At 43.0% G+C, this 14649-nt stretch carries 12 protein-coding genes; 3 read left to right on the top strand and 9 right to left on the bottom strand.

The window, feature by feature from the left end:
- Nucleotides 1–59: 59 nt before the first annotated feature.
- Entirely contained in the window at nt 60–1109 is a 1050-nt protein-coding gene (locus EV146_RS12240; RefSeq protein WP_132006393.1) for an NAD(P)/FAD-dependent oxidoreductase, read from the top strand.
- A gap of 201 nt (nt 1110–1310) precedes the next feature.
- Here EV146_RS12240 and EV146_RS12235 read toward each other — a convergent pair whose 3' ends face one another.
- A complete protein-coding gene (locus EV146_RS12235) occupies nt 1311–2756 on the bottom strand; it encodes a DEAD/DEAH box helicase (protein WP_132006391.1) in 1446 nt (481 codons plus the stop codon).
- A gap of 234 nt (nt 2757–2990) precedes the next feature.
- Between EV146_RS12235 and EV146_RS12230 the strand changes: the two genes are divergently transcribed.
- The gene (locus EV146_RS12230) at nt 2991–3440 is read left to right on the top strand and encodes a S1 domain-containing RNA-binding protein (RefSeq protein ID WP_121612314.1); all 450 of its coding nucleotides are present in this window, start codon (nt 2991–2993) and stop codon (nt 3438–3440) included.
- A gap of 72 nt (nt 3441–3512) precedes the next feature.
- On the opposite strand, the gene ilvA is transcribed toward EV146_RS12230, so the two are convergent.
- The 3 genes from ilvA to EV146_RS12215 form a co-directional block, all read right to left on the bottom strand.
- Nucleotides 3513–4721: a threonine ammonia-lyase gene (gene ilvA, locus EV146_RS12225; protein ID WP_132006389.1), complete on the bottom strand. Its 1209-nt coding sequence runs from the start codon at nt 4719–4721 to the stop codon at nt 3513–3515.
- Between the two features lie 240 nt (nt 4722–4961).
- Nucleotides 4962–6446 (bottom strand): zf-HC2 domain-containing protein, encoded by a 1485-nt coding sequence (locus EV146_RS12220; protein ID WP_132006386.1) that lies wholly within the window; start codon nt 6444–6446, stop codon nt 4962–4964.
- Complete coding sequence (locus EV146_RS12215) at nt 6443–6943, bottom strand: RNA polymerase sigma factor (protein WP_132006383.1); 501 nt, start codon at nt 6941–6943, stop codon at nt 6443–6445. The genes EV146_RS12220 and EV146_RS12215 overlap by 4 nt, the downstream gene beginning before the upstream one ends.
- 227 nt (nt 6944–7170) lie before the next feature.
- On the opposite strand from EV146_RS12215, the gene trhA reads away from it, so the two are divergent.
- Nucleotides 7171–7809: a PAQR family membrane homeostasis protein TrhA gene (trhA, locus tag EV146_RS12210; RefSeq protein WP_132006380.1), complete on the top strand. Its 639-nt coding sequence runs from the start codon at nt 7171–7173 to the stop codon at nt 7807–7809.
- 136 nt (nt 7810–7945) lie between these two features.
- Here trhA and EV146_RS12205 read toward each other — a convergent pair whose 3' ends face one another.
- The 5 genes from EV146_RS12205 to EV146_RS12185 form a co-directional block, all read right to left on the bottom strand.
- Nucleotides 7946–8320, bottom strand: coding sequence for a helix-turn-helix domain-containing protein (locus EV146_RS12205; protein WP_132006377.1), 375 nt, complete (start codon nt 8318–8320; stop codon nt 7946–7948).
- Between the two features lie 17 nt (nt 8321–8337).
- A complete protein-coding gene (locus EV146_RS12200) occupies nt 8338–8991 on the bottom strand; it encodes a GAF domain-containing protein (RefSeq protein ID WP_132006374.1) in 654 nt (217 codons plus the stop codon).
- Nucleotides 8992–9527: 536 nt separating this feature from the next.
- On the bottom strand, nt 9528–9722 hold the full coding sequence (locus EV146_RS12195) for a hypothetical protein (RefSeq protein WP_121612307.1): 195 nt from the start codon (nt 9720–9722) through the stop codon (nt 9528–9530).
- Nucleotides 9723–9880: 158 nt separating this feature from the next.
- Nucleotides 9881–10912 carry a LacI family DNA-binding transcriptional regulator gene (locus tag EV146_RS12190; RefSeq protein ID WP_132006371.1) on the bottom strand — a complete coding sequence of 344 codons (1032 nt, stop codon included), beginning with the start codon at nt 10910–10912 and terminating at the stop codon, nt 9881–9883.
- Between the two features lie 124 nt (nt 10913–11036).
- A complete protein-coding gene (locus tag EV146_RS12185; RefSeq protein ID WP_132006368.1) occupies nt 11037–14243 on the bottom strand; it encodes a glycoside hydrolase in 3207 nt (1068 codons plus the stop codon).
- Nucleotides 14244–14649: the final 406 nt, after the last annotated feature.

Genomic DNA, 14649 nt, shown 5'->3' with positions numbered 1-14649 from the left:
GAGTCAATGCTCTTTTAATGGAAAACTGAAAATTTTTAATATATGGGAGTGAATTGGAAATGACCCGAATGGAACTTTTTGATCTTACGATTGTGGGCGGCGGACCAGCAGGCCTATATTCAGCTTTTTATAGCGGCCTTCGGCAAATGAAAACAAAAATAATCGAAGCTCAGCCTGAATTGGGCGGAAAAATCCATGTTTACCCTGAAAAACTGATATGGGATGTAGGCGGCCTTGGCCCCGTCACAGGAGCAAATCTGATACAGCAGCTTCAAAAACAAGCATTAACTTTTAATCCCGAGGTCGTACTAAATGAAAAAATCGTGTCAATCTCCCGTACGGCTGAAGGATGGTTTGTACTAAAAGCTGCATCAGGAGCTTCCCATTACTCAAAGTCCATCATTACTGCAATTGGCAGCGGAATCTTAAAACCACAAAAACTGAAGCTTGAAGGTGCTGACAAGTTTGAAGTGTCCAATCTCCATTACACGGTCAATTCGCTGCAAAAATTTAAAGATAAAACAGTCCTTATTTCCGGCGGCGGAAACTCCGCTGTGGACTGGGCAAACCTGCTGGAGCCGGTCGCACGAAAACTTTATCTCGTTCACAGAAGAGATTCATTTACCGGCCATGAGTCACAGGTCTCCCAGCTGATGAACAGTTCGGTGGAATGCGTCCTCAATTGCTCCATTACAAAATTAATTGCCGGTAAAAATAAACAATCCATAGAGAGGGTTGAACTTACTCACCTGATTGACGGGACTTCCATGTGCATAGCTGTCGATGATGTGCTGATTAATCACGGATTTGACCAGGATGCTTCCCTGCTTCAAAACAGCGACCTGGAAGTCCAGCTCATTGATGACTTTTTCATAAAAGGAAGCTCAACAAGCGAAACTTCAGTCCCAGGTCTGTTTGCAGCAGGTGATATTCTGAAGTACGACGGAAAGCTGAATTTAATTGCCGGAGCCTTCCAGGACGCTGCGAATGCCGTCAACAAGGCCAAACAGTTCGTCGAGCCAGCCGCTGCTTCTGCTGCGATGGTTTCCTCCCATAATGATGCATTTAAACAGAAAAACAAGGACTTGATTATGCAAATGGTTAAATAGCCTGAGATATTAAACAACTGAGGCAGCAGCATTCATTTTTGCAGCTGCCTTTCAGCTATGAACATTACCAGTGCTTTCAAAATGCGTAAGGATTATGTTCTGATGCCGTCGGAGCGGCGAGGAGAGCCGTGATATACCCCCTCCTCTTCAAATTAAAAGAATACGGTTATGCCTCAGCATAACCGCAATCGCTTTGATTATTTATTTCTTGGCCCTGTTGACTTTCAATTTTTTTCCTTTTATCGTGGTATCCTCCAGCACCTGCAAAACAATCGCGCCTTTTCCATTAAGAATATCGACGTAGGACAGTTGATCGTGAATTGTGATAATGCCGATATCTTCAGCTGAGACGCCAGGTATGTTTGAGATCGTCCCGACAAAGTCTGCCGGTCGAAGCTTCTTTTTCTTTCCTCCGTTAAAATGCAGTTTCATAATATCCTTATTGATTCGTGCACTTTTATTGTTTCCGACGATCCGGCGTCCATTCCGTTTTTCCTCGAAGGCTGCCCTGGCATTGGCCACTTCCATGGTTCCTGGAGCTTCCATACGGGAAATGGGAAACCCAATATATTTTTCAATCGCCATTATGAATCTACCCTCAAAAGGGGTCGCAAATGTAATGGCCTTCCCTTTGTTTCCCGCTCTGCCTGTCCTTCCCGTCCGGTGGACATAGCTTTCTTTCTCCACCGGAACATCGTAGTTGATCACAAGGTTCACATTGTCGATATCAATTCCCCTTGCTGCCACATCGGTAGCTACAAGATAACGGAAATTCCCGTTTTTAAACCCATCCATTACCGCAAACCGGTCCTCCTGGTCCAGCCCTCCATGAAGCCGTTCACAGGAATATCCAGTTGATTCCAACTGAGCGTATACGGCATCTACATTCTCTTTGGTCCTGCAAAAAATGATGCAGCTGTCCGGGTTTTCAACCATCATCACGTTTTTAAGAAGTGAATCTTTTTCACTCTCATCCACTTCAATCAATGCGTGTTCAATCGTATCCGCTGTAATCCCGGTTGACTCGATCTCAATATGCACAGGCTTTTTCATATACCGATGACAAAGAGCTTCAACATCCTTTGGCAAGGTAGCCGAGAACACCATTGTTGCCCTGTTTTTGGGAAGCTCTTGGATGATGGCTTCTACCTCCTCGATAAAACCCATATTCAGCATTTCATCGGCTTCGTCAATAATCAGATATTGAATGTGATTTAAATCTAGTGTGCCTCTTTCAATATGGTCCATTACCCGTCCAGGTGTTCCCACAACGATATGAGTTTTCTGTTTCAGTTCTTCCCTCTGCTTAGAAAACGGTTCTCTTCCATATAAAGCCAAAGCCTTCAGGCGTTTAAATCTTCCAATATTGGTCATGTCTTCCCGAACCTGGACAGCAAGTTCCCGGGTTGGCTCCAGAATCAGTGCCTGTGGTTTGTTTTCTTCCCATTCCACCTTTTCACACACTGGTATGCCAAAGGAAGCCGTTTTCCCGCTGCCTGTCTGTGATTTTACGACGAGGTCGTGCTTGTCCATCGCAAGCGGAACAACTTCCCTTTGTACCTCTGTCGGTTCTTCGTATTTTAATAAAGCTAGTGCCCGTTTAATTTCATCGCTCAAAGAAAATTTTACAAAACTGTTATTGCTCATGTATGAACCTCGTTTTTTTATTTATCATAATCATATATAGGATTCTTCCAATGGATGATGATATGCATCAACCTATTATCGCACGTAAAAAATGAAAAGCTAGTTAAAAATAAATTCACCGGTTTAAAATTTTTTTTAAATGGGAACAACAAACAGGTTGATTAATTTTGTTTTATTTAATACATTTGTTATAATAAAGTGTTTTTAACAATATTGAGGAGGAACCATATTTCTATGGCAGTTGAAATAGGCAGCAAAGTGCAAGGAAAAGTAACGGGTATTACCAATTTTGGAGCATTTGTAGAATTACCGGGTGGAGTAACAGGCCTGGTGCATATCAGTGAGGTTGCGGACAGTTATGTAAAAGATGTAAATGACCATCTTAAGGTAGGCGACCAAGTTGAAGTAAAAGTGCTCAGCGAAAAGGATGGAAAAATTGCACTTTCCATCAAAAAAGCAATTGATCGTCCAGAGGGCCAGTCCCCCTCTTATTCCCAGCGTCCATCCAGGCCGGGAGGTAGAGATAACCGTTCAAAAGATTTCCGTTCAAAAGGCAGCTTCAAGCCAAAGGAATCTTTTGAGGATAAAATGGCTAAATTTTTAAAGTCAAGTGAAGAGAACCTGTCTTCACTGAAAAGAAATACTGAAACAAAGCGGGGCGGCAGAGGCGGTAGACGCGGATAACCTGACATTTTACTATTCCATTATAAATTAGAGGCAAGCCCGTCATACGGGCTTGCCTATTTTGCATATGTGTTACTGGACAATATCTGCTGTATACCCTTTTTTCTTGAATGCTTCAAAGATTTCTTCAATATGCTTTCTGTCCCTCGTCTCTACGGAAAGCGTCAGCTGTGCATAGCCAGGATAGATTCTGTCCCCCATGTGACTTAAGGAGATGTCCATGATGTTCCCGTGATGCTCTGTTACAATCTCAAGAACCTTCTCCAGGTTGCCGGGCTTGTCTTTCAGAATCGTGCGATATTGGACAAAGCGCCCTGCCTCGACCATTCCTCTTTCAATAATTCGGGAAATAAAACTTACATCCACATTTCCTCCGCTGATGACGGTGACCACTTTTTTATTTTTTATCGGAAGTTTTTGATAAAGCAGGGCAGAAAGCGAGCTGGCACCTGACCCTTCGACCAGCAACTTGTTCCGTTCAAGCAGCATGAGCATCGTCTGAGCAATTTCCATTTCATCCACACAAAATAAATCATCTACATACCGTTGAACCAGCTCGAACGTCAGGTTGCCGGGCCTTTTGACCGCAATGCCATCGGCCATGGTCGGGCTGGCCTCGACGGTAAGGGGCTTTTTTCCCTTCACCGATTGCGCCATACTCGTGCAAGCCATGGCCTCTACCCCATACACCTGGACCGACGGATTCCTTTCTTTTACGGCTGCCGCCAAACCGGCGATCAGTCCCCCTCCGCCCACAGGACACACAATCGCATCAACGTCAGGCAGCTGCTCCATTATCTCCAGCCCTACTGTTCCTTGCCCGGCAATGATCGCTTCATCATCAAAGGCATGCACGAAAGCCGCTCCGCTCCGGTCCTTCAGTTCCATTGCATGGGCCAGCGCCTCGTCGAAAACAGCTCCCTGCAGCACAACCTTTGCGCCATACCCCTTTGTCGCCTCAATTTTACTAAGAGGGGCGCCTGTTGGCATAACAATCGTACAAGGGATGCCGAGCATCTCGCTTGAATACGCTACCCCCTGCGCATGGTTTCCGGCCGACGCCGCAACTACCCCTTTCCCCAATTCCTCTTTCCGCAGGGAAATCATCTTGTTATAGGAGCCGCGCACCTTGAAAGACCCTGTCTTTTGCAGGTTTTCAAGCTTTAAATACACCTCATTGTCAGAAAAGCCGCTAAACGTTTTCGAATAGTCCAAAGGTGTTTGATGGACAATCCCCTTCATGTTCTCGCGCGCTTTGACGATATCGTTGTAGGAAACCATTGTTCCTCCTCCCTTGATCCAGAAAGTAGTATCTTATTTTCTGCGGAAAGACTCTAAGTCATACGGAATGCGAAGCAGAAAACCTTTTAAATGGGAAACTTAAGGTTCTGTGATTCAAATTGATGCTTGGGGTGGGAAAAGAAGAAAAATTTGTGACAGCTGCAACCCTAATTGACCTGTTTGTTTTTCTAATAAGTGATCAAAAAAGGACTGCCTGTTGTAAAAGCAGTCCATTACCCTTTATCTGTCATGTACATAGATCCTGTCTTCTTTCCCATTCTTTGCCGAATAAAATTTCCCATCCTGAAAATCCTCAATCGAAGGCACCATATAAACCAGTTCAAAAGTTCCTGTCAGTGCTGAATAAATGATCACCGTGTCCTTTACGTCCAATCCTTTTTTATTAAGAGACTCTTTGGAAACCCTTATTAAAGAATTGGTTTGATCCAATTCCTCAAAAGAAGGAACATGACGGTTGTGGACAAAGCTATTCAGTTCTCCCGTCCTGGCATCAATATGCAGGAAGAATCCACTCTCAAAAGGAGTATAAAGTTTATAACCGTCCACAACAGGAACGAGGTTATAGCTATACACCTTGAATCGAGTGTCGTCCGAGTTGACATTATAATTGAATCCTAATGGGACGAGCTCAAATCCATTTGCACTGCGACCATAAATTTTTTCGAAATACCCTTTCGCTTTTTCTTCAGCTTTTTCTTTACTCATGAGTGGCGCATCAGACAAAGTGCTATATTGGCTCTGTATTTCCCTTATTTGACCGCTCATTCCATAGATTGTTCCTTCGAATTTTCCCGAGACACTGAATCGGAATGTATAGGCATCGTCGTTTAAAGGACTCTCTTTTTTAAGATCAATGCTTTTCAGCTTTGGAATATTTAATGCTAGGGCAATCCGTCTTTTCAACGCTCTTTCACTGAGCGGTTTTAATTGGTCCGGGAGTTTATGAAAAGTGTTATAGCTGCTGATTAGCTCATTCATATGTTCATAAAATTGTTCAAGTTCTTTGACATCCACCAGTTCAAGGTAAGAACTATATCCATGATGCATTTTTCGATATTCCTTCGTTGCAGCTTCACTTAGATCTTTAAAATTCTCCTGAATGGCCTTATAGGCTGCCTCATCGGTTTCAGACCACATCCCCTGGTCATAGCGAAATTGCATCATTTCAATCATTGTGAGGAAGGACGCCGTATCCATGCTTAAATAATAATCTGTGTCCTCCAGCCTCCCTTTTTCAATGAAATTAAAATGTTCCTCCATGGCAAACCGGTCTTCTGAAAGCTGCAAAATCCCTTCTTCAATATTCCGCAGGTCACTGTGATCTTTATCTTTTATAACTCCCAAATGGTTAGGCAAATATCTTTGTGTGCCAAAATAATCACTTACGGCCCTGAAAAGATTCTCGCGTTCATTTTTATAATCAGTCATAATCATGGTTAAAATAATTCCAGTCAAAATAAGGGCTACCCATTTTAATCGATTCAGCTTCAGCCGAAGCAGGAGTTTCTCATCCATGGATTCTGGTGCTTTTGGTTTTTCAATTTCCTTTAAGGAATCATAGAAACCCTCCCCGGTTTCATAGCTGTTCCGGCATCCTTCACATTCCTGCAGATGTTCATCCACCGCTTTGTTCACGGTGGGGCTTAATTCTTCTTCCATATATAACGGATATAAATCTTTCACTACCTCATGGTCTAAGTTCATTCTCCCTCTCCCCCTTCCTGCAGATATAGCTTACGAAATTTTTTCCGTGCCCTGTACAGACCCACCTTGACCTGACCGATCGTTTGATTCGTAATCAATGAAATTTCTTCATAAGTTAATCCATTCCCATCTCGCAAAATAATATAGGTACGATCCTTTTCAGGAAGCCTTACCAATGTGTATTGAATGAATAATTGATCATCAATTTGTTTATAGGGATCGGGCTGGACCGCCAGCTCTTCATCCATTTTTTCAGTATGTACCTCCAGCAGTGATTGTTTTTTCTTCACAAAATTAAGGTAAGTATTGCGTGCAATTTTGAAAAGCCACGTTTTCATTGATGCGTCCCCCCGGAAACCGGCAAGAGATCGGAAAGCACGGAGAAAGGTGTCTTGTGTCAAATCCTCGGCAAGGTGCTCGTTCATCGTTAACCGATATAAATATAGATAGATAGCATTTCTGTAGGTCATGTAAATCTCGATTCTCGGGTCAGACATCCTATTTCTCCTCTCTGTCAATTATAGACAGACACCTCCCTTAAAAGTTACACATGAAATAAACAAAATTTTTTTCTATTTTCGTGATGGTCATTTTGTTTTTTTGCCCGAACGTAACAAGTTCTTTTTACTCCGCATGACATTCATCACTAGTAAACCATCGATATAAAGCATATAATAATGAGCATTCTCGTACTTTAAAGTTCAATTGAAAGGAAGGATGCAACTTGGCCAATACTCATGTTTTTACCAAAGAAGAAGAATGGTCCAACTCTATTACACATGGCTTTGGAGTCCTGCTTAGCATAGCGGCACTCGTTTCATTAATTGTCTTTTCTTCTCTCGACGGAACAGCCTGGCATATTGTCAGTTTTACGATTTTTGGGGTGACAATGATCCTTTTATATACCTCTTCCACTTTTGTCCATGCGCTCCGGCCGGGACGGGCAAAAGACTTCTTTGAAATCATGGATCACTCTTCCATCTATTTTTTTATCGCCGGGACCTATACACCTTTTATGCTGATCGCAGTGAAGGGCTGGATCGGATGGACCTTATTCGGTATTGTCTGGGGACTTGCCATCGCCGGGACTGTATTTAAATCTTTCTTTGTTAAAAAGTTCCTTTTCACCTCAACTATCTTGTACATCATTATGGGGTGGCTGATTGTATTCGCGTGGAACGACTTAGTTTCCAACTTGCACCCAACAGGCCTTTTGCTCCTGGAAATTGGCGGAATCATGTATACGGTTGGGGCGATTTTCTATATGTGGAGATTATTTAAGCACCATCACGCCGTTTGGCATCTATTTGTTTTGGGAGGCACGATTTGCCACTTTTTCTCCGTGCTTTACCTGCTGCCATAAAGATGAATAAAGTTTGCAGAGAAAAAAGGGACCTGGGCGTCTCTTTTTTCTTTAGCCTCCAATAAAGGAAACGCCAATAAAAAAAGAGTACCTCGGTACCCTCATAGTAAACATGAATCCGTTTGGCAGTCTGCCGTTAACCCATATCCTTATCCAATTTCTTATTTGATTTTTTCGCTGTTATGGCTTCTAATAAATCTTTAATTTGACTCAGTTCGTCCTCTTCAAGCGGAACGCCTTCCCAATGGAGATGTTTCTTCGAAAACAATTCCTTTGCATCAAGAGAGTCGAGATCTCCTGTACGCTTTGTTTCCGTTAAAGATAACAGATAATCCACGGATACCCGATAGTGGTCGGCAAACAGACTTAATTTATCCAATGAAGGCTGTCGAAACTCCGACTCATAACCGGCATACGTTGACTTCGCAATCCCAACAATTTTTGCAGCATTTTCCATGGTCAGCCCGTTTTCCAACCGCAGTTCTCTTAATCTTTTTCCAAAGCCAATCATTCCATCACCTTTTTTTATCAAAGTGCTTTAGTATTTTTAATTGTAGTAATAAGCAAATTTTTTATCTCCATTAACTTCCCTTCTATGAGTTTATTATATTCCGCAAAAGCATTCATTTCCTCTGTGGTGTAAGTTCTGATTTCTTTCGAAAACATGGTTGTATGGCCAATCGTATGACCATTGTGTTCAAGCGGTATTAAACATATGGACTTGTACCCACTCTTCAGAAGGTCTTTTTTATGGTTAAGTGAGGTAAGATCCTCACCTTTCTCTAAATCAGGGATGGCGATTGAACCTTTTACATAAACAGGGATCTCATCGCCCTGCACAATATCATCCTTGACGACCAATCCATTGGTATATTCATTATAGGCGGAAGCCACGCTGGGAGAAGCACCATTCCAAAGGGTTTTTTCCTTCTCTTCGTAAAGATAGATTCCACACGTTAAATCAGTAAAATTCCTTTCCATAATTGCCGTAAACTTATTCAGCATGAACTTTGTTTGGATCGCTAAAAATTCCTGCTCTCCAATCAAGTCCTGCTGATACAATTTTGTAAAGATCACAGACAGGTCTTTTTCATCCTTCAATAATGGATTAATCTGTTGGAGCAGCTTTTTAATATCTTTTGTTAGTCTAAAGTTTTGCAATGAATGTGTGATTTTTTCCATAGCATGCTATTCTCCAATACATTCGTGGTTGACCCTGATGGTGGAACAGGTATTGAGATAAACAACAAATATCACTTTTTTATAGCTTCATTTTACCATTCATTTAGAAAAGAGAACATCATTTACTTATGTTCTTAATCATTTTGAAAATAAGCCAGAAACTGGTGCAGGCCGCAGGAACAGAATGATCCCTGGAGTTGCCACTTCTCCATAAGAATAGGGAATGTTTCAGACTCAATTATTAGGTGCACAGATGAACAGTCGAAAAACAGTCTTCTTTTGCGCTCCAGTCCCAAGGGATGACCCTCCAGTCGATTGATGAAATTTACACTGCTCTCACGGCTTACTGCTTCGTCTGCATATGAAGCCATTCTATGGAGACTTGTTGCTTTGTCTGTCCGTATGAATCCCTATTATGGAGACTTATTCTCTCGACCTTCAAATCCCTTCTGCTGAGTCACTTATACTTTTTTACTCCGCCTGCCCCTTTGAAATTGCAGGCAGCCTTTGACCCGCACCTTTCCTGCCTGGACTCTTCAGCCCTCCAACAGGCTGATCACAGTAGAAGACTGGTTGCTTTCAATGACGCCTACTCGGTCCATGAGAAGTGATTTGCTGCTGTACGTACTAAGCTCCCATTTTAAATCGGAGTTTGGTTGGATAAACATTTCAACTTCATGGATATGGCCATAGACATGATAGTTATATTGGTTGCTAGCCAAACAATACATGATTCGTTTACTCCCTCGTAGTTCTCAATTCGAGAACTTTTTTTACCATTATATAATTTCTTTCCGGGAATGGGTAGAATATTGATAAGAATCATACAATTTTTTAAAAACCACTCATAAACATAAAAAATCCCTGCCACTTGTGTAGGCAGGGATTTTTACCGGATATAGAGTTTTGTTGAGTTCCTTATGGTTAAAAAGGGATCGATGACAATCTCTGTCCTTTCCTCCTCCTCAACTGTCTCAATGAGCAGGTCCATAGCTGCCTGGCCCATTTTTTTATAATTATGATTGATCGAAGTGAGGCTGGGAGTCAGTATACTTGCGACAAATGTATCATCATAGCCGGCGAGCGCGAATTGACGGGGATCGATGTCTTGAAGACCGCATTCTTTTAACGCCCCTGATGCAACCATATCGTTGATACATATAATCGCTGTTGGGAGATCCTCGTTCCGCAGCAGCTTCTCCATAGCCTCTTGGCCGCTTTCCACAGAAAAACCGCTGTAAATATGCCAGTCCGGGTTATAGTGGAAACCATGTTCATTGAGAAACTGCATGAACCCCTGCACTTTTTGGTCAGTTGCAGTGATTCCTTGCGTACCTCCAAGCAGACCAAAATTCCTATGTCCAAGCTCAGCCAGATGATCAAGCATTATTTTCAAGCCTTTTTTCTCATCAGACCTTACCTTATAGCAGTCGACTCCCTCCATATACCCATTGATCATCAGAACAGGTATTTTATTCATTACCTCGAGAACTTCTTCAGCCTCTTCCCTGACAGTAGCCGTTTTGTTAATCCTTCCGCCCATCATGATAATTCCTTCTACCTGCCGCTCATAAAGGACTTTTAAATAGAGTGACTCCATTTCCGGATCATTCATAGAATTACACAGGAAAATGGTATATCCCTTTTTTTGGGCCTCTTTTTCTATTTCAATGAAGACGCTTGAGAAGAAAGGATTAGTGATGTCCGGAAGAATCATGCCAATCATCTTAGTTTCTTTTCTGCTCAGGCTTCTGGCGATGCTGTTTGGCTTAAAATTATATTCCTGTATTTTAGCCAGCACCTTCTCTTTCGTTTTTTTACTGACTGGATAATTGCCATTTAGTACCCGGGATACAGTAGCAGGAGACACATTGGTTGCTGCGGCAATATCATAGATTGTAAATGTCTTTTTTTGCACCATCGGTCTTCCCTTCGGTTTATAAATGTCGCTGTGATTATAAAATGGTTATCAATGAATATATGTATACATCATAGTTGAGGAAGGAGGCTTCCTCAACTATGATATCGGTTCTGACTGCAGGAATCTACTCCCTGCCTTTTTCCTCAAAAAGGATCGTATAGGTTTCTGTCTTGGTTCCATCCTCTGATTTTACGGTAATGGCGGCACTTTCTGGCTTTCCAGAGATGTGTTCCACCTGGTAGGATGCAAATAGATCAGTGGTTATTGCTGAGACAGACGGTGCATCGGATGGATTCCCCTTTGCTTTTACCTGGTAGGAAAATTGGTCAGATTTGAAACCCCTGATTGGCTTTCCATTGATCAGGATGCTCTCAAGGGAGGCATCAGCCCCGATAGAAGGCACAGCCTTGGTCACATCCCCTTTTCCCCAAACCTTGATTTCTGAAATGGCGATGCAGGCACCTTCCATAGCCTTCATCACAGCACGGATTTTTGATGTCTTAATAGGTTCGAAGCTTAACGTTACTTCCTTTTTCGCTTGAACATCCAGCTGAGTGCCTTCAATTTTCTTCCACTGCACACCGTCCCAATATTCTAGATGCAGTGATGCAGCCGGTCTGGTGCCGCCTCCATCATCGTAAAAATGGAAATCCAATTTAGAAATGGTATCTTCTTCTCCAAAATCCAGGGCAACCCAGTCTTCTGCACGCCAGCTGTTCGGATCCCAGTTTGTCCAGCGAATGGAGGATATATCTCCGTCGTTGACATTGGAGGCTTTGTCGTACATACCCGTAAAGGATGCACTAGCCTTTGGAAACTCCTGACCAGAGTTCGGCGGGTTTAACGCAATATTTTGAAGTGCAGGTTCTGTTACCTGTACTTGGGCAAAAACCTTCACAGGACTATAAGGTATAGACCCCTTTACTGTGAATTTTCCGAGGCTTTCATATAAAGCAGGCTCAATTGGGTCCCACTCCACGCGTACATTTCCCTGTGAGCCGGTTTCAAGCTGGGCAGGAACAAACTGCGGCATGGCTGGCGCTTTGCCAGGAACAGTTTTCACTTTCACACTTTCAACGCTTTCAACCTTGCTGACAGTAACGGTAGCTACTGCTTCAATGGCTGTTCCTTCTACAGTACCTGTTACTTTAAACGTAGTTTCTCTTTCATACTCTTCCGGGTCAATTGGATTCCATTTTACCGGTTTCTCCACTCTTTCCCCATCTCCGTAGATGGCAGTAACTTCTTCCGGCATTTCAGGCGCCCGCTTTTTCTTCGTGTCCACCACATGTGCGGGCTCTATTGCAGCAATTCCAGCTTTGGCAAATTTCCAGACCTGGTTTTTGCCGGCATTTGGATGCCAAACACCCACGGACGCATCTTCCTTGGTTGAACTGCCGCCAACTTCCAGCAGCTGTCCGTTTTGGACGTTGATAAGGGTATATTCCTGATTGCCATAGGTGGATACCATCCATTTTTGGCTTGCAGAGTTTTCATCCTTCTGAAGAACGGCTCCTCCATTTTCCACACCGATCACTTGGCCGCTTTCCTGATCGACAATCTTATAATGTTCCTTTGAGCTGTTTCCATCTGTAACCTTTTGAATGCTCCATTGCTGGCCGGCTTTGTCCCGGTCATATGTTTTTTGCACAATCGATTTTCCATTCTGCGCAACATCAAGGACCTTGCCACTATTAAGGTTTGTCATTTTATAGTTGTCACGTGAGTTTAAAAAGCTGCTGTCCTTGCTGACTCCGGAAATACCGTTTACAACAAAGGTTGTAATCGATTGCGGCTGCACTACCGCAGAAAGCTGTTGACCTGCAACCTTGATTTCTTCTTTTTTCTTCAGATTATCAGAAGAGGAAGTCACATAAGGTGTGGCTGCAGAAGTTTCTTTCACAGTCTCAAAACCGGACAAATCAAAATTCACTGTTTTTTCCTCTGAGGAGGAATTCGTATAGACCACTACAAGGGATTTCTCATCTTTATTGATCGCTGCCAAAGTATTCTGGTTATTCGAATTGATGATCTGGTCGCCAGGTCGGATAAATTTACTGTAATTCCCCATTGCATAGTATTTTTTATTTTTATAAATGGTAAAATCTTTCCCAGTAAAATCAACCTGAATTAAGCCCCAATTCCCATTTTCATGTTCAGGGCTCATATTGACTTCATCTTCAATTGCCTGCCATAAAACCCATGCTTCTGGTTCCAGCTGCTGGATGTCGGCCTGAATTCTTTCGGATAATGCAAGACCTGGCTTGATGTCTTCATGATTCTGGCCGCCCATGCTGAGGTCAACCTCGGACATCCACAGGCGTTTCCCTGAACCTTTTGCGATATCCCTGGCTCCAATCCTGTCCCCGGTTCCGTAGGTATGTACATTCAGCTGTCCAATGTTGTCACGGGTTGTCTGGTTATACTGATCCCAATTGGTCCTGAAACGGCCTGGGTTGGTTTCGTCCATAGCAGATACAACCGTACTCAGCCCTTTTTCATCAAGCTGCTTTTTCACCTCGTTGGTGATTTTCGCTTGTGAAGCCGGAGACCAGTTTGATCCTTCCTGCCTTCCTTTCGCTCTCCAATAGCCCGTATTCGGTTCATTCACCGGAGAAAGCGTTTTAAACTCAATGTCCATATCCTTCTGCAAACGGTCCACAACTGTCGTTAAATAGCTTGCAAAATTGCTGTATTGGTCAGGCTTGAGGTTGTCGTCCCAAGGGTTGAAGTTTCCTGAAACATATCCGCTCTGAGTCATAAAATAAGGGGCTGAGTTGGAGAAGGCTTCAAATGTATCTGCCCCTCTTTCCTTGGCTGCTGACAGCCACCAGCGTTGATTGGCATCAGCCTCCCAATTCCAGTGATCGGGGTTTTCCGGATTCCACCAATTTTCTGGTTCCTTCCAGTTTTCTGTATTCCCTCCCGGAGGTCCGTATTCTGCCGGCCGGTTCCAGTATCCCGGCACCGCTCCTCCCAGACGCATATACGGAGCCGTTTCCGGAGAATCCCCGCCGCCAATATTATACCGGGCAATATTAAAGTTGAGTCCTGCTTCCCCATAAAGGGCATCTGCCAGCTCGTTTTTCACTTTATCCGGCCAGCCGCCAGTTACATTGCCAAACCATACAAGCGCTGTACCCCATCCATCAAACGGCGCCTGTTGATAGCTCGGATCCAGCTCGATTTTTTCTGCTGCGGTATTCACTTCATCCCCTTCACTCGCATAGGTCTTCGTTGCTGCCGGTGCCAGCAGACTAAATGTAAGAGCCGTAACCGAACTGCAGGCCAGCAGCTTTTTGCCAATTTGTTTTATTTCCTTAGTTAACAATAAAGGTAGCCTCCTTAAAATAAATTTGGTTCAGAGTTCAATTCATATTCTTCGGCTGAAAAAATCCCTTCCATCACCCCCTTTAAGGCTTGTTGATAGAAACCGGTTTCTATTTACTGTTAAAAAAATGACAAACAAGGTAGAAACCGGTTTCTATTTTGTTCACAAAGATTTACCAAGCTGAATTAACTTCACTCGGCCGCCCTTTTAATAATTCAGAATATTGTTAACGCTTTCTTTAATATAAATTAGCTCTATGAATCTGTCAATATCTTAATTCATAGACCTTTTCTACTTCTTTTTGCCCGGTTTCCTCTGATGTTTCTGTTTGGTTTTAGTTTAAAAAAATCACGGTGTCCATACTGTGAAAACTAATAATATCCTCCCTCTTATGGCTCCTCGAACG

This window comes from Mesobacillus foraminis (genome assembly GCF_004340465.1).
In the GTDB taxonomy this organism is placed as follows: Bacteria; Bacillota; Bacilli; order Bacillales; family Cytobacillaceae; genus Mesobacillus_B; species Mesobacillus_B foraminis.
This window is presented reverse-complemented; position numbering and strand designations above follow the sequence as displayed.